The organism is Microbacterium sp. 05N427 (assembly GCF_056397105.1).
This window is the reverse complement of the sequence record NZ_JBFTMT010000007.1, coordinates 135,084-157,590: the sequence shown is the minus strand read 5'-3', so window position 1 is coordinate 157,590 and position 22,507 is coordinate 135,084. Positions and strand designations below refer to the sequence as shown.

The 22,507-nt window shown below is 68.7% G+C and carries 28 protein-coding genes and 1 tRNA gene; 15 read left to right on the top strand and 14 right to left on the bottom strand.

Going from position 1 to position 22,507, the window contains the following annotated elements:
- Positions 1-3 precede the first annotated feature (3 nt).
- The 5 genes from AC1DG4_RS08880 (at position 4) to AC1DG4_RS08860 (ending at position 4,126) form a co-directional block, all read left to right on the top strand.
- Positions 4-264 (top strand): exodeoxyribonuclease VII small subunit, encoded by a 261-nt coding sequence (locus AC1DG4_RS08880; RefSeq protein ID WP_477377019.1) that lies wholly within the window; start codon positions 4-6, stop codon positions 262-264.
- On the top strand, positions 261-914 hold the full coding sequence (locus AC1DG4_RS08875) for a DUF4245 family protein (protein ID WP_477377017.1): 654 nt from the start codon (positions 261-263) through the stop codon (positions 912-914). The genes AC1DG4_RS08880 and AC1DG4_RS08875 overlap by 4 nt, the downstream gene beginning before the upstream one ends.
- Positions 911-1,564 (top strand): carbonic anhydrase, encoded by a 654-nt coding sequence (locus AC1DG4_RS08870; RefSeq protein ID WP_477377015.1) that lies wholly within the window; start codon positions 911-913, stop codon positions 1,562-1,564. The genes AC1DG4_RS08875 and AC1DG4_RS08870 overlap by 4 nt, the downstream gene beginning before the upstream one ends.
- 40 nt (positions 1,565-1,604) lie before the next feature.
- Entirely contained in the window at positions 1,605-2,999 is a 1,395-nt protein-coding gene (locus tag AC1DG4_RS08865; protein ID WP_477377013.1) for a class II fumarate hydratase, read from the top strand.
- A 296-nt stretch (positions 3,000-3,295) separates the two neighbouring features.
- Positions 3,296-4,126, top strand: coding sequence for a DUF559 domain-containing protein (locus tag AC1DG4_RS08860; protein WP_477421186.1), 831 nt, complete (start codon positions 3,296-3,298; stop codon positions 4,124-4,126).
- A gap of 225 nt (positions 4,127-4,351) precedes the next feature.
- Here the strand turns inward: AC1DG4_RS08860 and AC1DG4_RS08855 are convergent, their stop codons facing one another.
- The 4 genes from AC1DG4_RS08855 to AC1DG4_RS08840 form a co-directional block, all read right to left on the bottom strand.
- The gene (locus tag AC1DG4_RS08855; RefSeq protein WP_477377009.1) at positions 4,352-4,771 is read right to left on the bottom strand and encodes an ASCH domain-containing protein; all 420 of its coding nucleotides are present in this window, start codon (positions 4,769-4,771) and stop codon (positions 4,352-4,354) included.
- A 196-nt stretch (positions 4,772-4,967) separates the two neighbouring features.
- Complete coding sequence (locus AC1DG4_RS08850; protein ID WP_477421204.1) at positions 4,968-6,287, bottom strand: PhoH family protein; 1,320 nt, start codon at positions 6,285-6,287, stop codon at positions 4,968-4,970.
- 200 nt (positions 6,288-6,487) lie between these two features.
- On the bottom strand, positions 6,488-7,612 hold the full coding sequence (locus tag AC1DG4_RS08845) for an aminotransferase class V-fold PLP-dependent enzyme (RefSeq protein ID WP_477377007.1): 1,125 nt from the start codon (positions 7,610-7,612) through the stop codon (positions 6,488-6,490).
- A gap of 48 nt (positions 7,613-7,660) precedes the next feature.
- Positions 7,661-8,446: an isoprenyl transferase gene (locus AC1DG4_RS08840; RefSeq protein ID WP_045272185.1), complete on the bottom strand. Its 786-nt coding sequence runs from the start codon at positions 8,444-8,446 to the stop codon at positions 7,661-7,663.
- Positions 8,447-8,539: 93 nt separating this feature from the next.
- Here AC1DG4_RS08840 and trhA point away from each other — a divergent pair, with 93 nt between their 5' ends.
- On the top strand, positions 8,540-9,277 hold the full coding sequence (trhA, locus tag AC1DG4_RS08835) for a PAQR family membrane homeostasis protein TrhA (protein WP_477421185.1): 738 nt from the start codon (positions 8,540-8,542) through the stop codon (positions 9,275-9,277).
- 22 nt (positions 9,278-9,299) lie between these two features.
- Here trhA and AC1DG4_RS08830 read toward each other — a convergent pair whose 3' ends face one another.
- Positions 9,300-9,563 carry a hypothetical protein gene (locus tag AC1DG4_RS08830; protein WP_477377003.1) on the bottom strand — a complete coding sequence of 88 codons (264 nt, stop codon included), beginning with the start codon at positions 9,561-9,563 and terminating at the stop codon, positions 9,300-9,302.
- A 92-nt stretch (positions 9,564-9,655) separates the two neighbouring features.
- Between AC1DG4_RS08830 and AC1DG4_RS08825 the strand changes: the two genes are divergently transcribed.
- Together AC1DG4_RS08825 and greA are read left to right on the top strand one after the other, a co-directional pair.
- Positions 9,656-10,042 (top strand): DUF4307 domain-containing protein, encoded by a 387-nt coding sequence (locus tag AC1DG4_RS08825; protein ID WP_477377001.1) that lies wholly within the window; start codon positions 9,656-9,658, stop codon positions 10,040-10,042.
- A 94-nt stretch (positions 10,043-10,136) separates the two neighbouring features.
- Positions 10,137-10,625 (top strand): transcription elongation factor GreA, encoded by a 489-nt coding sequence (greA, locus tag AC1DG4_RS08820; protein WP_045272181.1) that lies wholly within the window; start codon positions 10,137-10,139, stop codon positions 10,623-10,625.
- 79 nt (positions 10,626-10,704) lie between these two features.
- On the opposite strand, the gene ilvA is transcribed toward greA, so the two are convergent.
- Complete coding sequence (ilvA, locus tag AC1DG4_RS08815) at positions 10,705-11,940, bottom strand: threonine ammonia-lyase (RefSeq protein ID WP_477376998.1); 1,236 nt, start codon at positions 11,938-11,940, stop codon at positions 10,705-10,707.
- Positions 11,937-13,133 (bottom strand): AI-2E family transporter, encoded by a 1,197-nt coding sequence (locus AC1DG4_RS08810; protein WP_477376997.1) that lies wholly within the window; start codon positions 13,131-13,133, stop codon positions 11,937-11,939. Before AC1DG4_RS08810 ends, ilvA begins: the two co-directional genes overlap by 4 nt.
- 98 nt (positions 13,134-13,231) lie before the next feature.
- Between AC1DG4_RS08810 and AC1DG4_RS08805 the strand changes: the two genes are divergently transcribed.
- Positions 13,232-14,563, top strand: coding sequence for a winged helix-turn-helix domain-containing protein (locus AC1DG4_RS08805; protein ID WP_477376995.1), 1,332 nt, complete (start codon positions 13,232-13,234; stop codon positions 14,561-14,563).
- Positions 14,564-14,609: 46 nt separating this feature from the next.
- Here AC1DG4_RS08805 and AC1DG4_RS08800 read toward each other — a convergent pair whose 3' ends face one another.
- The 3 genes from AC1DG4_RS08800 to AC1DG4_RS08790 form a co-directional block, all read right to left on the bottom strand.
- Positions 14,610-15,188, bottom strand: a complete 579-nt coding sequence (locus tag AC1DG4_RS08800) for a LemA family protein (RefSeq protein ID WP_477376993.1) — start codon at positions 15,186-15,188, stop codon at positions 14,610-14,612.
- An 81-nt stretch (positions 15,189-15,269) separates the two neighbouring features.
- On the bottom strand, positions 15,270-16,583 hold the full coding sequence (locus AC1DG4_RS08795; protein ID WP_477376991.1) for a D-arabinono-1,4-lactone oxidase: 1,314 nt from the start codon (positions 16,581-16,583) through the stop codon (positions 15,270-15,272).
- A complete protein-coding gene (locus tag AC1DG4_RS08790; RefSeq protein ID WP_477421184.1) occupies positions 16,580-17,824 on the bottom strand; it encodes an alanine racemase in 1,245 nt (414 codons plus the stop codon). The genes AC1DG4_RS08795 and AC1DG4_RS08790 overlap by 4 nt, the downstream gene beginning before the upstream one ends.
- Before the next feature lie 66 nt (positions 17,825-17,890).
- Here AC1DG4_RS08790 and AC1DG4_RS08785 point away from each other — a divergent pair.
- Positions 17,891-17,963: transfer RNA gene (locus tag AC1DG4_RS08785), tRNA-Leu, on the top strand.
- A 78-nt stretch (positions 17,964-18,041) separates the two neighbouring features.
- On the opposite strand, the gene AC1DG4_RS08780 is transcribed toward AC1DG4_RS08785, so the two are convergent.
- From AC1DG4_RS08780 to AC1DG4_RS08765, 4 genes are read right to left on the bottom strand one after another with little or no spacing between them, the layout of a single operon-like run.
- Entirely contained in the window at positions 18,042-19,199 is a 1,158-nt protein-coding gene (locus AC1DG4_RS08780; protein ID WP_477376987.1) for a tyrosine-type recombinase/integrase, read from the bottom strand.
- Positions 19,200-19,240: 41 nt separating this feature from the next.
- Positions 19,241-19,450 (bottom strand): hypothetical protein, encoded by a 210-nt coding sequence (locus AC1DG4_RS08775; RefSeq protein WP_477376985.1) that lies wholly within the window; start codon positions 19,448-19,450, stop codon positions 19,241-19,243.
- A gap of 30 nt (positions 19,451-19,480) precedes the next feature.
- Positions 19,481-19,945: an ImmA/IrrE family metallo-endopeptidase gene (locus AC1DG4_RS08770; protein WP_477376983.1), complete on the bottom strand. Its 465-nt coding sequence runs from the start codon at positions 19,943-19,945 to the stop codon at positions 19,481-19,483.
- Positions 19,942-20,556: a helix-turn-helix domain-containing protein gene (locus tag AC1DG4_RS08765; RefSeq protein WP_477421183.1), complete on the bottom strand. Its 615-nt coding sequence runs from the start codon at positions 20,554-20,556 to the stop codon at positions 19,942-19,944. Before AC1DG4_RS08765 ends, AC1DG4_RS08770 begins: the two co-directional genes overlap by 4 nt.
- Positions 20,557-20,679: 123 nt before the next feature.
- On the opposite strand from AC1DG4_RS08765, the gene AC1DG4_RS08760 reads away from it, so the two are divergent.
- The 5 genes from AC1DG4_RS08760 to AC1DG4_RS08740 are packed head-to-tail and all read left to right on the top strand — an operon-like array spanning position 20,680 to position 22,241.
- A complete protein-coding gene (locus AC1DG4_RS08760; protein WP_477376979.1) occupies positions 20,680-20,916 on the top strand; it encodes a helix-turn-helix domain-containing protein in 237 nt (78 codons plus the stop codon).
- A complete protein-coding gene (locus AC1DG4_RS08755) occupies positions 20,913-21,689 on the top strand; it encodes a phage antirepressor KilAC domain-containing protein (RefSeq protein ID WP_477376977.1) in 777 nt (258 codons plus the stop codon). Before AC1DG4_RS08760 ends, AC1DG4_RS08755 begins: the two co-directional genes overlap by 4 nt.
- 8 nt (positions 21,690-21,697) lie before the next feature.
- Entirely contained in the window at positions 21,698-21,901 is a 204-nt protein-coding gene (locus AC1DG4_RS08750; RefSeq protein ID WP_477376975.1) for a helix-turn-helix transcriptional regulator, read from the top strand.
- Positions 21,898-22,044 (top strand): hypothetical protein, encoded by a 147-nt coding sequence (locus AC1DG4_RS08745; protein ID WP_477376973.1) that lies wholly within the window; start codon positions 21,898-21,900, stop codon positions 22,042-22,044. Before AC1DG4_RS08750 ends, AC1DG4_RS08745 begins: the two co-directional genes overlap by 4 nt.
- Complete coding sequence (locus tag AC1DG4_RS08740) at positions 22,041-22,241, top strand: hypothetical protein (protein ID WP_477376972.1); 201 nt, start codon at positions 22,041-22,043, stop codon at positions 22,239-22,241. Before AC1DG4_RS08745 ends, AC1DG4_RS08740 begins: the two co-directional genes overlap by 4 nt.
- The last annotated feature ends 266 nt before the right edge of the window (positions 22,242-22,507 follow it).

The following is a 22,507-nucleotide window of genomic DNA, read 5'->3' as shown; positions in this document are numbered from 1 at the left end:
GGGGTGACTGTGTCGAACGAGCCGTCCGCCTCCGCAGGGAGCTCTGCGCCGACCGTCGCCGATCCCGCCGCCCTCAGCTTCGAGCAGGCGAGGGACGAGCTGGTCCGCGTGGTCGCCGAACTCGAACAGGGGGCCCCGACGCTCGAGCAGTCGCTCACCCTGTGGGAGCGCGGCGAAGCGCTCGCCGCGCGTTGTGAGGAATGGCTGCTCGGCGCGAAGCGCCGCCTGGACGCGACCCGTCCCTCCGAGGGAGACGCGCGATGAGCCGCACCCCGAAACACGCACCCGTCGTCGCCGAGCTCGGCCGGCCGGAGACCGCGCAGGAGACCGCCGACCGCAAGGCTGCTTCCTCCGCCGCCTATCGCTCCAGCCAGACGTTCCGCGGCCTCATCGCCGCGCTCATCGCGACCGTCGGCGTCGTCCTGCTGATCGTGCTCATCGTGCCGCGCGGCAACTTCACGGGATCCAACGCCGTCGACCTCCCCGCCGCCGCCAAGAACGCCCAGAGCACCCTGAACCGCCCGGTCCTGCTGCCGACCCCGCCCAACAACTGGCGGGTCAACAAGGCCGTCTTGATCGACGGCAAGCCGGTCGTCTGGGACATCACGGTCGCGCCCCAGGCCGACGACGCCCGTGGCTACGCGCACGTCGCGCAGGCGTTCGACGCCGACGCCGACTGGGCCGCCACACCGCTTCGCGGCACGTCCTCGAAGGGCACCGTGAAGATCGGCGGGCGCGCGTGGGACGAGTACGTGATCCCGAACCCCGACTCTGCGGCGAACATCAACTACGCGCTCGGCACCCAGGTGGGCAAGGACTACGTCCTCGTCTACGGCGCTCTGGGCAAGGCGGGCACGGCGGAGCTGGTCGCCAAGATCAGCCCGCAGATCGATCAACTCGAAAGCGGACGATGACCGACATCACCACGCTGACCCCTGACGAGGCCTGGCAGCTCATGAGCGAGGGCAACCGGCGCTTCGTCGCCGGCGATCCCGAGCACCCCAATCAGGACGTCGGGAAGCGCCACGAGCTCGTGGACGGGCAGGCGCCGCTCGCGACCCTGTTCGGCTGCTCCGACTCGCGCCTCGCCGCCGAGATCATCTTCGACAAGGGCCTCGGCGACCTGTTCGTGGTGCGCAACGCAGGGCAGGTCCTCGGCGAGTCGATCGTCGCGAGCCTGGAGTACGCCGTGGCGATCCTCGGCGTACCGCTCATCGTGGTGCTCGCCCACGACAGCTGTGGCGCCGTGCGCGCCGCGATCGACGGCACCGCGATCGACGCCGCCCCGCTCCCCCCGCACATCTGGCGGCTGGTCGCGCCGATCGTGCCGGCCGCGCGCAAGGTGCTCGCCGAGCACGGCGGATCCACCGTGGCCGAGATCGACGCCGAGCTCGTGGGGCAGGAGCACCTGCGCAACACCGTGCGCGACCTCCTGCAGTCCTCGGAGCTGATCTCCCAGGCCGTCGCCGACGGGACGCTGGGCATCGTCGGCGCCAACTACCGACTGAACGAGGGCACGGCCGTGCCCGTCGTCACCGTGGGCCTCAGCGACGCCCACGCCTGAACATCCCCCTCATCACCCTGTCACATCTGGAGGAACAGCAGTGACCGATATCGAGTACCGCGTCGAACACGACACCATGGGCGAAGTGCGCGTGCCCGTGAACGCTCTGTACGGGGCGCAGACGCAGCGCGCCGTGGAGAACTTCCCGATCTCCGGCAAGGGCCTCGAGTCGACGCAGATCGCGTCCCTCGCCCGGATCAAGAAGGCCGCCGCGCTCGCCAACAAGGAGCTCGGCACCCTCGACGGCGCCATCGCCGACGCGATCGCCCAGGCGGCGGACGAGGTCGCGGCGGGCAAGCACGACGGCGAGTTCCCGGTCGACACGTACCAGACCGGATCCGGCACGTCCTCGAACATGAACATGAACGAGGTGCTCGCCACTCTCGCGACGCGGATCCTGGGTGCGACCGTGCACCCGAACGACCACGTGAACGCGTCGCAGTCGTCGAACGACGTCTTCCCGACCTCGGTGCACATCGCCGTCACCCAGGCGCTCATCGATACCCTCATCCCCTCGCTCGACCACCTCGCGGTCGCCCTCGAGGCGAAGGCGGAGCTGTGGAAGGGTGCGGTCAAGTCCGGCCGCACTCACCTCATGGACGCCACGCCGGTCACCCTCGGGCAGGAGTTCGGCGGCTACGCCCGCCAGGTCCGCCTCGGCATCGAGCGCGTGCAGGCTGCTCTCCCCCGCGTCGCCGAGGTCCCCCTGGGCGGCACCGCGGTGGGCACGGGCATCAACACCCCGCTCGGCTTCCCGCAGAAGGTCATCGCGCTGCTCGCGGCCGAGACCGAGCTGCCGATCACCGAGGCCAAGGACCACTTCGAAGCCCAGGCCAACCGCGACGGCCTGGTCGAGGCGTCGGGTGCGCTGCGCACGATCGCGGTCTCGCTGACCAAGATCAACAACGACCTGCGCTGGATGGGCTCGGGCCCGAACACCGGTCTCGGCGAACTGCACATCCCCGACCTGCAGCCGGGTTCCTCGATCATGCCGGGCAAGGTCAACCCCGTCATCCCCGAGGCCGTGCTGATGGTGTGCGCCCGCGTGATCGGCAACGACGCGACCGTCGCCTGGGCCGGCGCCTCCGGTTCGTTCGAGCTGAACGTCGCGATCCCCGTCATGGGCACCGCGCTGCTCGAGTCGATCCGCCTTCTCGCCAATGCCGTGCGCGTGCTCGCCGACAAGACAGTCGACGGCCTGCAGGCCAACGTCGAGCGCGCGGCCGCATTCGCCGGCATGAGCCCGTCCATCGTGACGCCCCTGAACAAGCTCATCGGCTACGAGGCCGCGGCCAAGATCGCCAAGCACGCCGTCGCCAAGGGCATCACGGTCCGCGACGCCGTGCTCGACCTCGGCTACGTCGAGCGCGGCGAGCTCACGCTCGAGCAGCTCGACGCCAAGCTCGACCTGCTGTCGATGACGCACGCCGGCTGAACCGGATCCGTCGAGACGCACAGAAGCCGCGGTCCCCACGGGGGCCGCGGCTTCTGTCGTTCCTGGGGCCGTTGGCTTGTGCCTGCCTGTCTGCTGCTTGCCTGCCTGCCGTGCGACGCGTGCACGAGGTTGCGACGCCTGCACGATCCGAAAGCCGGATCCATCGTGCAGGCGTCGCGCGGTCGTACAGGCGTCGCCGACACGGTCGTCCTCCACAAGCGACCGGCCCTGCCGTTACAGCACGGATTCCGTGAACGGCCAGCACACGCGGCGCGGTTCAGGACAGAGTGAGCGGCATGCTGGATCCCGCCACCACCCTCACCCGCCTCGGCGGCATCGCCCGCGGCGAGCAGCTGCACCGCTTCGGCTTGACCCGCAGTGCGCTGGCCCGCGCCGTGTCGAGCCGGACGATCCTCAGGGTCCGGCCAGGAGTGTTCGCCGCGCCGGGAGCGAGGAGACAGCTCGTGGATGCCGCCGCGCACGGAGGCGCACTGACCTGCGGCTCCGCACTGCGACTGCACAGGGTGTGGGTGCTCGACAAGGATGCTCCCCCGCACGTGTGGGTGGGACGGAACGGCCGGGTGCATCCGCATCCGGCGTGCGCATGCGTCAGCCACTACTTCAACGGTGAGGCGACCTTCGGCGTCGTTGGTGCGGAAACCGCTCTGGTCCACCTGTACCGGTGCGGCGGCGACGAGGCGTTCTTCGCCTCCTTCGAGTCCGCGTGGAGGAAGGGGCTGCTCTCCCGAGCCGCGCGCATCAGGATCCGCRACGCCCTCCCGAGCACGGCGCGCTGGCTCGTCGATTTCGCCCGCCGTGATGCGGACAGCGGTCTCGAGTCCTTGCTGAGGCTGCGAATGCACGTCCTCGGCGTTCAACTCGAGTGCCAAGTCCGTATCGCCGGAGTCGGGAAGGTCGATTTCGTGGTCGCCGGCAGGCTCATCATCGAAGTGGACGGCAAGGAGAACCACGACGGATCCCCCCAGCGCCACAAGGATCTGCGTCGGGATGCGATCGCCTCAGGTCTGGGGTTCGAGACCCTGCGCTTCGACTACGCCCAGGTGCTGCACAACTGGCCGACCGTTCAGGCAGCGATCCTCGCCGCGCTCGCCCGGGTTCTCGTCTGAGGGCTTGCGCCCGGTCGCCTGCGATGCCCGGCGCGCCCGGTCGCCTGTGACGCATGCGACGCCTGCGACGCCTGCGACGCCTGCGACGCCTGCACGACGTTGCGACGCCTGCACGATCCGAACGCCGGATCCGTCGTGCAGGCGTCGCGTGGTCGTGCATTCGTCGCGAAGATGGGCACGGCCGGAACCGGAACCGGCACCGGCACCGGAACCGGAACCGGCGGATCAGAGCGGTTCGAAGCGGAACCGCACCAGCACGGCGAGCGTGTCGCCTTCCACCTGGAAGGACGGATCCCCCGCCCATTCCCGGAAGTCTGCACCGTGCCAGAAGCGCTCGTGTCCCGCCCGCCACTCCGTGACCGTCGTGAAACCCTCTCCTTCGGCGATCGCATGCGCGAGATCGGCGTCATCCAGGCGAAGGATCCGCACGTCGATGATCTCCTCGATCCCGACCGGATCTCCTGCGGAGTCGATCACGACCGCCCTGTCGCCGACGACGGGCACGGGCTCGCCCTCACGCTCGTATTCGAAGAGAAGGCTGGTCGTGGAGGTCTTGACCCCGGCTCGGATCGCCGCGACGAGGCGATTCCGCAATGGCCCGGGGAACGCATACTCCGAGACCGGCAGGCCTTCGATCGAGCTCATCAGCTCAGCCTAGGCCGCACGCATGCGCGCGCAGCACGACCGACGCACCCGCACCAACTCGCCTGCGATGCCCCGGTGCGCCCGGTTCCCTGCGACGCTCGCACGACAGTGCGACGCCTGCACGATCCGAACCGCGGATCCGTCGTGCATCCGTCGTCCGGTCGTGCAGGCGTCGCGAAGAACCGTGCCGCCGAGGTCAGCTGAGCTCGCCGCCCTCCAGGAGCTCCGTGACGAGCGCCGCGATCGCCGAGCGCTCGGAACGCTGCAGGGTGACGTGGCCGAAGAGGCTGTGGCCCTTCAGGGTCTCGATCACGCTCGCGACGCCGTCGTKACGTCCCACCCGCAGGTTGTCGCGCTGGCCCACGTCATGGGTGAGTACGACGCGGGAGTTCTGACCCATGCGGCTCAGCACGGTGAGCAGCACGTTGCGCTCGAGCGACTGCGCCTCGTCGACGATCACGAAGGCGTCGTGCAGCGAGCGCCCGCGGATGTGAGTGAGCGGGAGCACCTCGAGCATGCCGCGCTCGACGACCTCATCCACGACGTTGCCCGAGACGACGGAGCCGAGTGTGTCGAAGACCGCCTGACCCCAGGGGCTCATCTTCTCGTCCTTGTCGCCCGGCAGATAGCCGAGCTCCTGGCCGCCGACCGCGAACAGCGGACGGAACACGATGATCTTCTTCTGCTGCTGCCGCTCGAGCACTGCTTCAAGGCCCGCGCACAGCGCGAGGGCCGACTTGCCGGTGCCGGCGCGGCCGCCGAGCGAGACGATGCCGACGTCGGGGTCGGACAGCAGGTCGATCGCGATGCGCTGCTCGGCCGAGCGCCCGTGCAGGCCGAACACCTCGCGGTCGCCGCGGACCAGCGCGTACTCGCCGTCTCCCGTGACCCGCCCGAGGGCGGAGCCGCGCTCCGAGTGGATGATGAGGCCGGTGTTCACCGGGAGACCGATCGCCTCCTCGCTCGTGCCGACCTCGCTCTCGTAGAGGTCGCTCATCTCGTCGCCCGAGAGCGAGATCGAGCTGATACCGGTCCAGCCCGAGTCCACCGCCTGTTCGGCGAGGTACTCTTCGGCGTTGATGCCGAGCGAGGCCGCCTTGACGCGCATCGGCAGATCCTTCGAGACGACCGTGACATCCTGCCCGTCCTGGGAGAGATGCATCGCGACGGCGAGGATCCGGCTGTCGTTGTCGCCGAGGCGGATGCCGCTGGGCAGCACGGTCTGGTCGGAGTTGTTCAGCTCGACACGCAGCGTGCCGCCCTCGCCGATCGGGATCGGGAAGTCGAGCCTGCCGTGCTCGACGCGCAGCTCGTCGAGGTGGCGGAGCGCGCGTCGGGCGAAGTACCCGAGCTCGGGGTCGTGGCGCTTGCCCTCCAGCTCGCCGATCACGGCGACCGGCAGGACGATGGAGTGCTCGGCGAAGCGGAAGAACGCCTGCGGATCCGACAGCAGCACGGACGTGTCGAGCACGTAGGTCTTCAGATCCTGATCGAGCGTTGCACCCCCTTCGCTCACGGCGGTGGTGCGGGTGGTGCTCTTCAGTGCGGTACGTGCGGCCACAACGCTCTCCCGACCCGGGGATTCCCGGTACTAGGCGAGTCGACCAGGGCCACGAGTCGCGATCCTTGAGGCCAACTCGATCGGACGCCGTGTCCGATGCCATGAACGTACGACTCCCCACCGACATCGCGCAGGAGGACACGCCTTCTGACCGGTTAAGGGCGGATGAACTCTCGGGCGTCGGCGAGAGCGGCGTCGAACCGGCCCAGCGTGTCCTCGCTCGTGCCTGCATGCGGCGCCACCCGCACGGCCCGCGCGTGCAGGGTGACGTGGATGCCCGCGGCGGAAAGCACCTCGCCGACGCTCTGCGGATCCGAGGTGGCGAGCACCACGATGCCGGCGCGCTCCGACGGCTCGCGCGACGAAACCACCTCGACCCCGTGCCGATCGGCGATGTCGAGCAGCGCGTCGACGTTGCGGGACAGGCGCTCCGCGACGGCGCCGACCCCTGCGGCCTGGATCTCGGAGACGCCGGCGGCGAGACGTCCCGCCGCGAGCGGATCCGGTGCGCTGACGGCGTAGGCCTGTGCGGACGGGGCCGGATCCGGCAGCGCGTCGGTGGGAAGGCCCGCCGCGGCGGTCGCGATCCGGCCGCTGAGCACCGGGCGGATCCGCTCGCGGGCGCGATCCGTGAACCGCGCGAATCCCGTGCCGCGTCCTGCTCGCAGCCACTTGTAGCCATGGCCGACCACGACGTCGGCGACCGCCCAGTCCTCGTCCACGACGCCGAAGGACTGCACCGCGTCGACGATGAGCAGCCGGTCCTCGCCGAGCGCCTCGCGGAGGGCGGCGAGATCCGCGCGATACCCCGAGCGGAAGTCGACATGGCTCACGACGAGCGCCGTCACAGCGGGGTCCAGCGCGTCGGCCAGGGCCGCGGCCGTCACACGGGTGCCGGCCGGCGTGATCCAGCGCGGTGCGAGCCGTCCGCCTGAGGCGGCCGCCGCGCGGTCGAGGGTGATCGTGACGCTCGGGAACTCTGCGGAGGAGGCGATCACTGCCCCCTCGAGCCCGGCGAGCGCCTGCTGCAGGGCGTGCGTCGAGGAGGGATGCACCGTGACCTCGTCGGCGGCGGATCCGAGCAGCCCCGCCACCGCCGCCTGCGCCTCAGCCGTCCGCCCCGCCGTCGTGGCGATGCCCTCGGCGCGCCCCGTCGAGAGCAGGTCGGCGTCGGAGACCAGTGCCGCCCGTGCGGCCGGGGACAGCGGCCCGAACGCGGCCCAGTTCAGGTATCCCGGATCCTCGTCGAACGTCGCGGTGTAGTCGTCGATCGCGCGCATCCCGCCAGTCTGGCATGCGGCACAGGCGCTCCCGACGCCGCCCGCCGCTCAGCGGCCGAAGCGGCGGTCGCGGTCGGCGTAGTCGCGGATGGCGCGGAGGAAATCGACCTGACGGAGGTCCGGGCCGAGTGCTTCGACGAAGTAGAACTCGCTGTGCGCGCTCTGCCAGAGCAGGAAGTCGCTGAGCCTCTGCTCGCCGCTCGTGCGGATGACGAGATCCGGATCCGGCTGACCGCCGGTGTACAGGTGCTCCCCGATCATCTCCGGGGTGAGGTTGGCCGCGAGGTCCTCCAGCGTGCCGCCGGACGCGTCGTGCTGCGCGAGGATCGACCGCACGGCGTCGACGATCTCGTTGCGCCCGCCGTAGCCCACCGCGAGGTTCACGTGCAGTCCCGTGTGATCGCGCGTGCGCTCCTCGGCCTCGGCCAGAACCCGCGCGAGCTCTGCGGGCAGGATGTCCGCACGCCCCACATGCTTGACCCGCCAGTTGCCCTCGCGGGAGAGGCTGTCGGCGAGTTCGCCGATGATCTCGATGAGGTCGGCGAGTTCCGCCGAATCGCGCTTGCCCAGATTGTCCGCGGAGAGCAGGTAGAGGGACACCACCCGGATGCCGAGTTCGTCGCACCAGCCCAGGAACTCGCGCATCTTCGCGGCTCCCGCCCTGTGCCCGTGCGCGGGGGTCGCGTAACCGAGCTGCCGGGCCCAGCGGCGGTTGCCGTCGATCATCATCGCGATGTGGTGCGGCATCGTCGCCGGATCCAGCCGTCGCCGCAGGCGTCGGGAGTACAGCCGATAGAGGGGGCCATTCCCTGGCTGCTCGGACCGTGCGCTCACTCCCCTACGCTACCGCGCAGACGAGATCGGGCCGTCATGTCATCCAGTGCATATGTACGGGTTTCGGCATGGCAGGACCTTTAGAGTTCAACCATGCGCAGAGCGACCCGATCCGCTGCACCCGATGTACCCCAGCTGCCCCTCCTGGAGGAGKCGGAGCTCGACGCGCAGGTCGAGATCAAACCCACCTGGYGCGGCTGGATCCACGCCGGCACCTTCCCGGTGGCGATCGCGGCAGGCATCGTGCTCATCGTGCTCGCCCAGGGCTCGGTCGCGATGTGGGCCGCCACCGTGTTCATGATCACCTCGATGCTGCTGTTCGGCAACTCTGCGCTGTATCACCGCTTCGACTGGAAGCCGAAGACCAAGTCGATCCTGAAACGCATCGATCACGCCAACATCCTGCTGCTGATCGCCGGGACTTACACGCCGCTCGCGACGCTCGCGCTCACGCCGGACAAGGGCGCGCTGCTGCTGATCTTGGTGTGGTCGGGGGCGATCCTCGGGATCCTGTTCCGGGTCTTCTGGATCAACGCCCCGCGCTGGCTGTACGTCGCGCTGTACCTGCTGCTCGGCTGGGCGGCGATGATGTACATCGTCGACCTGCTGCACGCCAACGTCGCGATGATGGTGCTGGTCTGCGTGGGCGGGCTGCTCTACACCGGCGGCGCCATCGTGTACGCGCTGAAGAAGCCCAACCCGTGGCCCGGGAAGTTCGGCTTCCACGAGATCTTCCACGTGTGCACCGTGCTGGCGTTCCTCTGCCACTGGACGGCGTGCCTGCTCATCTCGCTGGCGCCGCTGCGCCCGTCACTGGGACTGCCGGGCTGAGCCGCCCGACTCCTCGCGCTCGTCAGGCCTTCGGCGCGCCCGCGTCGCCCTCGCCGTCGGCGGCATCGCTCTGGGCCGCCTCTTCGGCATCGAGTTCGGCCCGCACCTCTTCGCGGTAGCGCACGCGACGGATCCGCCGCTGCATGTCCCAGATCAGAAGAGCCGCGAAGACGACGACCACCGCGACGATCACGAAGCCCACAGGGCCCGGGGTGACCAGGTTCGGGTCGACCGTCGGGGTCGGAGTGGGGGTCGCCGCGGCAGCGGTAAGGATCGCCTCGATCATCTCTCAGCCTTTCTGGGGACGGCCCGTTCGGGCCCCGGGCCTCCCGCGGGATAACCTGGAACCTCAAGCCTAACGATCGGAAGCACCCCGCCGTGACGACCCCCGCCCAGCTCGACGAGCGCTACGGCCGCGGACCCCGCCGCCGTCTGCCGATGATCCTCGCGATCGCGGCGGCCGCGATCGTCGTCGGCGTCTTCGGCTGGTGGACCTGGCAGGGCTCCGCCGACACCGTCGACGTCACCGGAACCGGTTTCACGCTCGTGGATGACCACACCGTCACGGTGAAGTTCCAGATCACTGCCCCGACGAACCGGCCCGTGCACTGCATCGTCGAGGCGCAGGACGAGGAGTTCGGAATCGTCGGCTGGCGCCTCGTCTCCTACCCCGCCTCGCAGGAGCATTCCAGGGCGTTCTCGGAGCATGTCCCGATCGTCTCGGCCGCGACCACGGGTTTGGTGAACTCCTGCTGGGTGTCCTAGGCTCGTCGTGTTGATCGACGCCCCGGCAGGAGCCGGGGCGTCTTGGCATATCCGGGACGTTCCGTTCTCGGATCCGATTCGCAAGGAGTTCGCCGTGTCGAACGACGCACAGGTCCCCTTCCTCACGCAGGAGGCGTACGACCGGCTGGTCGCGGAGCTTGAGAACCTCTCCACGGTCGGCCGCGAGGAGATCGCCAAGCGCATCGAGCTGGCGCGCGAAGAAGGCGACCTCAAGGAGAACGGCGGCTATCACGCCGCCAAGGACGAGCAGGGCAAGATGGAGGCGCGCATCCGCACGCTCGAGCTCCTGCTGAAGTCGGCAAAGGTCGGCGAAGCCCCGGCCAGCCGCGGCATCGTCGAGCCCGGCACGGTCGTGACCGCGACCGTCGCAGGCGGCGAGGAGGTCTTCCTTCTCGGCAGCCGCGAGATCGCCGGCGGCACGGACCTCGACGTGTACAGCGAGGCGAGCCCTCTCGGATCCGCGATCCAGGGCCTCAAGGTCGGCGAGAAGACCTCCTACGAGGCGCCCAACGGTCGCTCGATCGAGGTCGAGATCCTGAAGGTCGAGACCTTCGCGGGCTGACCGCACACCGCAGACGACGAACCCGCCGCGCCATCGAGGGCCGGCGGGTTCGTCGTATCCGGATCGTGCTGATCGACCGTCAGTCCTGCACGACGATCGGCTCGAAGCCGGCCGCACGCAGCGTGTCGAGGGTGAGCTCGGAGTGCTCGGGGCCGCGCGTCTCGACGCTGAGCTCGAGGATGACGTCGTTGATCTGCAGTCCATGGCCGTGGCGGGTGTGCATGGCCTCGATCACGTTGGCACCGGCGTGCGCGATGAGCTCCGACACCCGGGCGAGTTGGCCCGGGCGGTCGGGCAGCGGGATGCGCAGCGTGAGGTAGCGGCCCGAGGCCGCGAGACCGTGCGACACGACACGCTGCAGCAGCAGCGGGTCGATGTTGCCGCCGGAGAGGACGGCCAGCGTGGTGCCGCTCGCGTGCACCTTGCCCGCCAGGATCGCCGCGACCCCGACCGCGCCCGCGGGCTCCACCACGACCTTGGCCTGCTCCAGGAGCAGCAGCAGGGCGCGGGCGATGTCATCGTCGCTGACGGTCACGACCTCGTCGACGAGCTCCGCGATCATCTCGAACGGCACATCGCCGGGGCGCGCCACGAGGATGCCGTCTGCGATCGTCGGCAGCGTGACGATCTCGACGGGGTGGCCTGCGGCGAGCGACGGGCCCATCGCGGCGGCGTTCTCCGCCTGCACGCCGATCACCCGCACCGTGCGTCCCTGCTCGGCCGCACGTGCCTTCACGGCCGCGGCGACGCCCGCGATCAGGCCGCCGCCGCCGATCCCGACGAGGATCGTGTCGACGTCCGGCACGTCCTCGACGAGCTCGAGGCCGAGCGTGGCCTGCCCCGTCACGATGTCGCGGTGGTCGAACGGCGGGATCAGTACCGCTCCGGTGCGCTCGGCGAACTCGGCCGCGAGACGCAGCGACGTGGCCACGGTCTCGCCTTCGAGCACGACCTCCGCGCCGTACCCGCGAGTGGCGAGAAGCTTGGGCACCGGCACGCCCATGGGCATGAAGATCGTGGCCGGGATCCCCAGCGCCTGGGCCGCCAGGGCGACGCCCTGGGCGTGGTTGCCGGCGGAGGCCGCCACGACGCCGCGGCTGCGCTCCTCGGCGGTGAGACGGGAGAGCCGGTGCACCGCGCCGCGGATCTTGAACGATCCCGTGCGCTGCAGGTTCTCCATCTTCAGCAGCACGGGCGAGCCCAGCACCTTCGTGAGCGCGACCGAGGGCAGCGTCGGGGTGCGCACGATCACGCCGTCCAGGCCGTCCGCAGCCTGCTGGATCTCGGCGAGGGTGGGGATCGTGTCGTTCGTCATCGCTTGCTCCTTCTCCGCACCCGGGGCACGGTCTGCCAGATGTAGTCGCCATCCGGGGCGGCGCCGGTGCGCCACGCACCGGAGTTGATGGTCACGGCGGCCACGTTCACGAACGCGGCGAGCGGCACCGCGAACAGGGCACCGGGGATTCCGGCGATCAGGGCGCCGCCGGCCACCACGAGCACCACGGCGAGCGGGTGCACCTTGACCGCGGAACCCATCAGGATCGGCTGCAGGAGGTGGCCCTCGATCTGCTGCACCGCGAGCACCACGATCAGCATCCAGAGCGCGATCCAGGGCCCGTTGTAGACGAGGGCCAAGAACACCGCGAGCACCCCGGTGACGACCGCGCCGACGATCGGGATGAAGGAGCCCAGGAACACCAGCACCGCGACCGGGACGGCCAGCGGCACGCCCAGCAGGAACGCGCCGAGGCCGATTCCGACGGCGTCGATGAAGGCGACCAGCATCTGCGTGCGTGCGTAGTTGATCACGGTGGCCCAGCCGTTGCGGGCCGCCGCGTCGACGGCGGTGCGCGACGCCCGGGGGAACAGCTTCAGGGTCCATCTCCAGATGCCGCCGCCGTCCGCGAGCAGGCAGAGCAGGATGAAAAGCGTCAGCACGGCGCCGGTCGCGACGTGGCCGAAGGTGGTGCCGACCGCGATCGCTCCGCTCTTCAGCAGCTCGCCCTGCTCGCTGAGGAAGGTCACGGCCTGGTCGAGCAGATCCTGGATCTGCTTCGCCGTCAGGTGCAGCGGACCATCGAGGAGGAACTGCTGGAGCTGTGCCCAGGCGGCGACCGTGCGCGTCTGCACCCCGTGCCACTGCTGGGTGATCTGCCAGATCGCGAGCCACAGCAGGCCACCCACGATCGCCAGAGTGCCGATGAGCGCCACCACGATCGCGACCCAGCGCGGCCAGCGCGCCCGCAGCATGGTGCTGAACGCGGGCCAGAGCAGGGCCATCAGTAGGATCGCGACCATCAGCGGGATGACCAGGATCTTGAACAGCATCACCAGCCAGATCACGACGCCGAGCGCGGCGGCGATGACCAGCAGGCGCCAGGCGTAGGAGGTGGCGATGCGGAGACCTGCCGGAAGAGATCGCTGCACGTCGTCGCGCACATCGACATGGCCGGTGACGGTGCGCTGGCGGATGAGATCGCGCAGCCGGGGCGTGCTGTCCTCGCTCATCGGCCCAGTCTACGGGCGCGGCGCAGGACCCCTCGTCCGTGCGACGGCGCCTCCGTCCGACACCGCCGATGTCGATGGCTGTCGATACGCTGACCGACGTGACCGACTCCCCCGCCACCACCCGCCGAAACCCCGCGCAGCCCGCGGTCGACACGCTGAGCGCCGGCGAGGCCCGGCGGATCGCGCTGGCTGCGCAGGGGTTCTCCCGACGACGACCCGCGGATCCCGGCGTGCGCCACCTGCACACGGCGATGGCGCGCATGGGCGTGCTGCAGATCGACTCGGTGAACGTGTTCGCGCGCTCGCACTACCTGCCGCTGTTCTCGCGTCTGGGGGCGTACGACCCCGCGCTGCTGGAGCGCGCCTTCCTGTCCCGCCCCACCGCCGCACGGTCCGGCCGGTACACCGAGTACCTCGCGCATGAGGCGACCTTCCTGCCCGTCGAGGACTGGCCGCTCTGGGGGTTCCGCCGCGAGGCGTTCCGCGCCAAGCGCGGCGAGTTCTGGGGACGGACCTCGTCCGCGCGCACGCTGGACTGGGTCCGGTCCGAGCTGCACGAGCGTGGCCCCTCACGCCCCGCCGAGATCCGCGGCGACGCCCCGGGCGGCAAGGGCGGCTGGTGGGAGTGGGACGACGTCAAGCACGCGCTGGAATACCTCTGGCGCGTCGGCGAGGTCGCGATCGCGGGGCGCGACGGCTTCGAGCGCCGCTATGCCCTGGCGGAGCACGTGGTTCCGGCCGATCTGCTCGGACGCGACCTGGATCGCGCCACCGCGATCGGCGAGCTCGTGCGACGGGCGGCCAGGGCGCACGGGGTAGCGACCGCGGCGGACATCGCCGACTACTACCGGATCAAGGACCGCGCGCTGGTGCTCGGCGCGATCGACGACCTCGTGGAACAGGGCGAGCTGGAGCCCGTCCGCGTGCGGGGGTGGGAGCGCGGCGGCCGGCCCCTTCCGGCCTGGCGGCACCTCGATGCCGTCCTGCCGCGCCGGATCGACACGACGGCGATCCTCACCCCGTTCGACCCGGTCGTCTGGTTCCGTGATCGCGCACTGCGGGCGTTCGCCCTGGACTACCGGATCGAGATCTACACGCCCGCCGCCAAACGCCGCTACGGCTATTACTCGCTGCCGGTGCTGGTCGGCGACCGAATCGCCGCCAGGGTGGATCTCAAAGCGGACCGCGCCGCGAGCACGCTACGGGTGCAGTCCGCATGGTGGGAGCCGCAGGCGCGCCCGGCGGAAGACATCGAACCCATCGCCGCCGAGCTGCGGGCGGCCGCCGCCTGGCAGGGGCTCGAACATGTCTCGGTGTCGGGCTGGGGCGACGCCTCGGCCGCCCTCGTCGATGTGCTCGACGGGCACCCGGCGCGGGTGCTCCGGCACGATGTGGGGCGGACGGATCAGGTGCCGCTCGCTCAGCCGTGACATGGAAAAGGGCCCAACGCCGCTGTGCGGCATTGAGCCCTTCGGGTCAGAACTGCACGCGCGGGGGCTCCGCGATGGCGGCGCCGTCGGCCACCTCGAAGAACTCGCGCTCGGTGAATCCGAGGTTGCGGGCGAACAGGTTGTTCGGGAACACCTTGATCTTGGTGTTCAGCTCGCGCACACCACCGTTGTAGAACCGGCGGGAGGCCTGGATCTTGTCCTCCGTGTCGACCAGCGCCGCCTGCAGCTGAAGGAAGTTCTGGCTGGCCTGCAGCTGCGGATACGCCTCGGCGACCGCGAAGAGGCTCTTCAGCGCCTGCTGCAGATGGCCCTCGGCGGCTCCGGCCTCACCGGGGCTGGAAGCCGACAGCGTCTCGGCGCGAGCGCGCGTGACGTTCTCGAACACCGCCTTCTCATGCGCCGCATAGCCCTTCACCGTGTCGATGAGGTTGGGGATCAGGTCGGCGCGACGTTTGAGCTGCACGGTGATGTCGCTCCACGCCTCGTCGACGCGGACCCCGAGTTGCACGAGCGAGTTGTACGTGGCCCACAGATAGATGCCGACGGCGACGATCAGAACAACGATCACACCGATGACGACGAGCACTGGCACGAGAACATCCACGGACGACAACCCCCTAGCAGACGCGGTTTCGGCTCATCCTATCCCGGCATCCTCCGTGTTCGCCGGGCTGCCAGCGAACGGTCAGGCACCGAGCACGCGCTCCAGATAGCGGTTGCCGAACCGGCGCTCCGGATCCAGCCGGTCGCGCAGGGCCAGGAAGTCGTCGAAGCGCGGGTAGCGCTCCCGCAGCTGATCGGCGCCCAGCATGTGCAGCTTGCCCCAGTGCGGCCGTCCGCCGTGGGCGAGGCAGATCTGCTCGACCGCGTCGAAGTACTCGCGAGGATCATGGCGCCAGTACCGGTGCACCGCGAGGTAGGCCGAGGCGCGGTCGTGCGCTGTGGACAGCCAGCGATCGTCGGCCGCGGCGAAGCGCACCTCGATCGGGAACTCGATGCGCCAGCCGCGCTTCGCGATGAGCGCCTGGACGGCGCGGAACACCGGCACGATCTGGTCCTGCGGGAGCGCGTACTCCATTTCGCGGAAGCGCACTGTACGGCTCTGCGTGAGCACGCGATGGGAGAGATCGGTGTACTCGCGGTCCCCCGTGAGCTTCACCGCGAGCCTGCTGAACGGCGGTGTGATCGCCGGCACAACGACGCCGCCCGCGCAGACGGCCCGGTACACGCCGTTCGAGAGCAGCGTCTCGTCGATCCACCTGCCGACCGTCGGCAGCGGACGACGCACCGTCGACTCCGGAAGCCGCTCCGTGGTCTTCGTGAGCGCCACGTCGGTGTGCGGGAACCAGTAGAACTCGTAGTGGTCCGCCGCGGCCACGCGTTCGTGCACGCCCTCCAGCACCTCGTCCAGCGGAGCCGGCGCATCGATCGCGTGCATCACGAACGCGGGCACGCACTGCAGCGTGACGTCGACGAGGATCCCGAGCGCCCCGAGCCCCAGGGCGACGGCGGGCAGCAGCTCGGCGTTCAGGCTCTCGTCGACACGGAGGAACTCGCCCGTCCCGGTGATCAGCGTGGCGCCGACCACCTGTGCGGCGATCCCGCGGAAGCCCGCACCGGTGCCGTGGGTTCCCGTGGAGATGGCCCCTGAGATCGACTGCCGATCGATGTCGCCGAGGTTCTCCATGGCGAGCCCATAGGGCGCCAGCAGCGCAGGGATGCGGTGCAGACGGGTCCCCGCGAGCAGCGTCACGCGTCCTCGGGCCTCATCCGCCGAGACCAGTCCCTGCAGATCGTCGAGTTCCAGCAGCACGTCGGGCGCGACCGCCACCCCCGTGAAGCTGTGGCCGGCGCCGACCGCCTTCACGCGCAGGTTCTGGGTCGCGGCGGCGATCACCGCGCGCTGCACGCCCTCCGGAGTGCGCGGACGCTCCACCCGGATCGGTCGGACCGACGCCGAACGACCCCAGTTCTGCCAGGTTCCCCCGGGTCGTGTCATAGGAACGCCTTCCCCTCACCGCGATAGGTGGGCAGCTCTGCGACGACACGATCGCCGTCCACGAGGTGGTAGCTCAGGATCCGCTCGGCCGGCTCGCCGCTCTTCGCATRCCGCAGCCAGACACGATCCCCGATCCGGAGCGTGCGGGCGGCCTCGCCGCGCAGCGGCGTCTGCACCTCGCCCGCGGCTTCCCGCGGCGCCGTCCGCAGCCCCTGCGGCCACACGGGCGCAGGCTGGCGCGAGGCGACCGGCGGCCCGGAGGCGATCCATCCGCCGCCGAGGATCGTCGCGATGTCGGGAGCGGGCCGGCGTACGACATCGAAGGCGATCGCGCTGGCGGGCGCCGGTGCGAAGGCGCGGTAGCCGTCGAACAGGTGCCCGGCGAGCAGCCCGCTTCCCGCCGTGATCTCGGTGAGGGCGGGATCGGATCCGGTGTACTCGAGGGACCCGGTCCCTCCTCCGGTAACGAATTCGAGGGGCACGAGCGCCCGCACGACCTCCACGATGCGTGCGCGCCGCTCGCGCAGCTCCTGGCGCGACTGCGCCTGCACCGTTCTGATCAGCGTGTCCCCGCTGCCCGTGTCGTCGCCCTGGCCGGCGATCTGCGCCTCGTACATCTGCAGCCCGACCAGACGGAACCCGTCTCGCTCGGCGGCCCGGCGGGCGAACCGCGCGACCTCGTCCGGGGTGTGCAGCGGCGAGCGGAAGACGCCGATGTGCCCGAGGGCGGGGGCGCGCCACGAGGCGTCGGYGTCGATCGCGATGCGCACCGGGGGGCGCGCGGCTGGTGCGACGACCGCGTCGATGAAGTCGAGCTGGGACTCGTCGTCGACCATGAGGGTGATCCGCGCGGCGGCCCGCTCATCGGCGAGCAGTCGTTCGAGGCTCGGGCGGTCGGCGGTCGGGTAGGCGAGCACGATGTCGTCGTGGTCCTCGGCGAGCCAGAGCGCCTCGGCCAGTGTGAACGCGAGCAGTCCGCGGTACCCCGGCACCCTGAGCGCGGCGTCGATGACCTCGCGCACACGCACCGACTTCGTGGCGATCCGGATCGGCAGCCCGCCGGTGCGCACCACCATGTCCATCGTGTTGTAGCGCAGCGCCTCGAGATCGATGACGGCGACGGGCGCAGGCAGGTGGGCTGTGGCCGCGGTCAGCCGCGGCCACCATCGGGCCGGATCCTCCCAGGCGTGCGCAGCGGGGCGGGGGGTCGCGTGGCCCTGATCGGCGATGAGCTCGAGCACTCCCCCACCCTATTGGCTCCGAGTCAACATCGCTCACGGTGCTGCGCTCGCTAGGCTCAATGGGCGGCCCCCGTAGCCCAACGGCAGAGGCAGGCGACTTAAAATCGCTTCAGTGTCGGTTCGAGTCCGACCGGGGGTACTGCTAAATACCTGCTGATCAGGTATTCTCCTGGGACAATGGGACGATTCCAGTCGAACCAAATCGGAAATCCGTCGATTACTCGTCGTTTTCAATCCAAGACGACAGAGCGGAGGTCGCATCCGGGCCAACATGGAGAGGCTGAATGTAGTGCTTGCGGGTGACCACCGACGAGGAGTGTCCGAGCTGATCCTTCGCGACCTCGACCCCCATCGAGTCCCGCAGTAGCGTGGCGACGGCCTTCCGYAGAGACCGAGGCGAGAGTCCGGCATAGGGGGTGCCTTCGAGGGCCTCACGCCAGTTGCGGCCGAGGTTGTGTGGCCACCTCAGTGTGCCCACCGCTGACGGAAAAACCCACTCGCAGTACGAGTCGACACGACGCCTCGTGAGCATGTCAGCTGCGAACGCTGGCAGCTTGAGCCGCCGACGCGACGATTCGGACTTCGGGTGCTCCTGAACCATCACCCTGCCATCCGCGCCGATGATGACCGTCCCATGAATGCTCACCGTTGCTGGCGTGGCGTCGAGGTTCACATCCGACCATCGCAGTGCGAGGATCTCAGCGGTTCGCGCCCCGGTCGCGATGAACAGCTCGAACAGGTCGCCGAGCTCGGACGCTCGGGACGCGCCACGCTTGTCTGGGGTGACATCGTAGGACCACATGATCCACCGCATCGCCCGCACATCTGCGACAGATGGGGCAGTTACAGGCGTGCGTGGCTGGACGATGCGGCCGGCATCCCGAACCGGGTTCGACTTGATGGCCCCGTGGCGCACAGCAAGCCCGAAGATGTGCTGCAGAAGCGTACGAGTGGTCTTGGCCGAGCCTGGGCCGTTCTCCTGGGTGACGCGCTTCAGGAACCGGTCTACGCGCGGAACGGTGGCCTCGACAAGCCTCACGTCACCGAACCCCTTTCCGATGATGGTGTCGAGCACGCGCCGGTATCGGATGCGCGTTGCGGTCGCCAAGTCGTCGCGTTCGGGCTCAGCGAACCACTTCGTTGCGGCGCTGTTCACGGTGCTGTTTGCGGTGAGGTCTTCGCCCGATGGGGCGAGGCGCGTCTTCAGAGACTTGATCAGGTTCCGCTCCGCCTCAGCGTGCGTCTTCCCCTGCCGTTGCATCTTCCGTGTCACGCCGTCGGTGTCCCGGTAGCGGCACACGGCGGTCGCCTGTCCATCGATCGTCGTGCGCCGGATGCGGCCCCACGTTTCAAGCTCGAGCGGTGGCCTTGCCATCAACTCATCTCCTCACGCTGCGCCTTGCCTTCTGGGTTGCGTCAGCTGCGCGGGCTGCGCGCAGCCTTCTCAAGCGCGATTCGGCTGTTGTTGTCGAGCCACGTTGCGGCGTTGGGGATGTACTTCTCGACTCGCTCTTCATGGCGAGCCTGTCTGAGGGCGCTGGTGACTGCTGCGCGGATGATGAAGTAGGTGATCATCAGCGATACCACGAGCGCGATAATGACGACGATCAGTCCAGTGGTGTCCATGAGGTTACTTTCATTGTCGGGGGTGGGTGGTTACGGGAGCATTGGGGCAAGCACGATCTTGTCGTCCCACTGGCCCGTGCCCATTCGGGGCGTCAGGTAGACCAGGCCGCCCGCACGAAAGAGGACCCTTTGGAACGCGTCGATTACATCAACGATGACTTCGAGGTGCTGAGCCATGAGGATTCGGTTGCTGTCGAAGATCGCCTCCGCCTCGCGATATGCGTCGTGCGAGATCAATCGGAGTGCGGCCCATTCATCGGCACGCCGTTCCTGCTTCGCGTGAACGGGGCCGAAAGGGGACTTGGCGTCCCCGAAAACCGCGTGAGCCAGCTCGTGAGCCAGCGTGGAACGCAGTAGCCGGTACGACATGTTCTCTTGCAGTCGGATTGTGTTCGTCTTCAGGTCGTAGTCGCCGTCCCGCTCAAGGTGCGACAGGTCCTCGTACTTGATCGTGCAGCCCAAGGCGTCGGCCATGTCGAACAGTTCTTGGGTCACTCCAAGTCCTCCCCCCGGTCCTTGGAGCGCTTCTTCGCAACCAAGTCGTAGTCATCTTGAGTATCCGCGGAGTCGGGGACATTGCCGCTGATGTTGTTGAAGTCTTCGGCGACCTGTTGGATCAGCGTCAAGCGCATCGGGTCGTTCTCAAGTGATCGGGTAGCCCAGTCGGACGGGTAGACGTTGCGTTGACGTGCGCGATTGGTGAGCTCGTGAAGCAGGTCGATGTCCGTGAACATGCTGAGCAGCCGCCGCTTCCTCTGCTCCMCTCCGTACCCTCGCTCGCTTAGCGACTGCGTCCTGAGCGCATCTCTCTCGGCGGCGTCGATCGTGCTCGCATGCCCATCACGTGCAGCCTTTGCCTCAGCCATCTGAGTAAGGACTTCAGCCGGAATGTCAAGGCCCTGGGCCTCGTGCACGCCCAGCCTCATGCGGGTGATCGTTCCCCCGAGTGCGCTCATGATCTTCTGCTCGGCGCGATCCGCAAGGGGCCCTGATCCTCCTTCCCAGTTCGTCACGGTGCGGAGGGAGACGCCCAGCCGCGTGGCAAGTTCCGCCTGGGTGAGATCGGCTCGGTGGCGCGCATCACGAAGCTCCTGAGAGGTGATCATGCCGCAAGCATAGGCAACTGTAGGCAACGAATGCAAGCAGATAGGCGCAGAACTCCGGGAGTCTCGAAAGTTTCTGTTGCCTATTCTTGCGTAGTGCGCGAAAGTGCGCGTACCGTTGCCTACATGCCCGAAACCCCCTACATCAAGCGCCGCGTCAACGGAGCCGCAGTCCGCGCCCTACGTGAGGCCCTTGGAATCCGCCACATGGACCTCGCAGCCCGCGCGGAGATCACCAAGGGAACTCTCACCCACATTGAGAGTGGAACCCGGCAGGTCTCACCTACCACGCTGCGCAAACTTGCGTGCGGCCTTGGCGTCAGCCTGGAGGCAATCAGCTATCCGGTGGCGGTGGCAGCATGAACGCGCTTGGACAGTCGAGCTCCGACGCGGTCGTTCCCTTCGCGTACGGAAGGTATGAGGTGCGCACTGTGCTGGTCGACGGCGAGCCATGGTTCGTAGCCGGCGACCTCGCAGTGATCCTCGGGTACTCATCCACCGCCGCGATGACGCGCACTCTCGACGAAGACGAGAAGGGGGTGCACAGTCTGCATACCCTTGGCGGCGAGCAGCGGGTAACGATCATCAACGAGCCAGGCATGTACAGCGCCGTCCTCCGAAGTCGCGTCGAAGGAGCCAAGCAGTTCCGTTGGTGGCTCACCCACGACGTGCTCCCCACGCTACGCAAGACCGGTCGCTACGGATCGGACGTCGACATGCTCGCCGCGCTGCCGTCAGCGAAGCTCCTGCGCCTTGCCGCCGACGCGGCCGAGCGCGCTGAAGCGCTTGAGGCGAAGATCAAGGTCGACGCCCCAAAGGTGCTGTTCGCGGACGCAGTGGCATCCTCATCCGACTCGATCCTGGTTCGACAGATGGCGAACATCCTGAAGCAGAACGGACTGGACATCGGTCAGAACCGACTGTATGAGCGGATGCGGGACGACGGCTACCTATGCCGCACTGGCGAGTCGTGGAACCGTCCAACTCAGCGCGCTATGGACCTCGGGCTTTTCGAGGTGATCGAGCGGACCGTACAGGGTGCAGACGGTACGCCCACAGTGACCCTCACCACCAAGGTGACTGGGAGGGGCCAGGCGTACTTCATCAATCGCTACGCACCGGAGGTCGGGCGATGAGTGCCGTGATGGGGAAGGCTCAACACCTTCTGGTCGGCCCGTTCCTGACCACGAAGCAAGCCGCCGACTATTGCGGCATGCCCGTCGAGTCGCTCTACAACCGCCTGTCGAAGGGCACCGGACCGAAGGTGTACAAGCACGGATCCCGGAACAAGTTCCTCTTCAACGACCTCGACGAATGGATGACCACCGAACTCGAGGTGACGTCATGATCCCTGAACAGATCTTCTGGTGGGCCCTCGCCCTCATCGCTGTCGTGGCGGCCGTGTGGATCGTGACGGTCACCGTGTTCGCCGCGGTGGCCCTGTTCAAGCCGCGCGGCAAGGTCGCGAAGGCACTCGAGGTCAAGTCATGACCATCGATGCCGCCCTCGCCTACACGGCGGTCTGGCCCTGCCTCATCGGAGGCGTGCTCGCGTTCATCGGATTCGGTATCAGTTTCATCAACGACAGCCCCCGCATTGGTTTGCCGATGGGTCTCGTCGGGGCCGGACTCGTGCTGGTGGCTGTCGTGATGTGGATCGTCTCGCTGTGGATGCAGGTGACGACATGAGCACCGTGTTCCAGGTCATCCAGTTCGCGATGGTCCTCACCCTTCTAGCCGGTTGTGTCCGTCTGGCGTATTTCGTCCATGACCTTCCGGAGCGCCGCTCGGGGCGCTGATACCGAGCCGCCGTGTAGGGCCGTCGTGACCTACCGGTACTTGTCGATCCTTCGGGACGACCCAACTGCATAGAACTCGCAGGAGTAACAGCCAGGAACCCCGGTCTCGGGAAGCCTGGACAGCCCTGGGTACGCGCCCCGGCTATGAGGACTGCG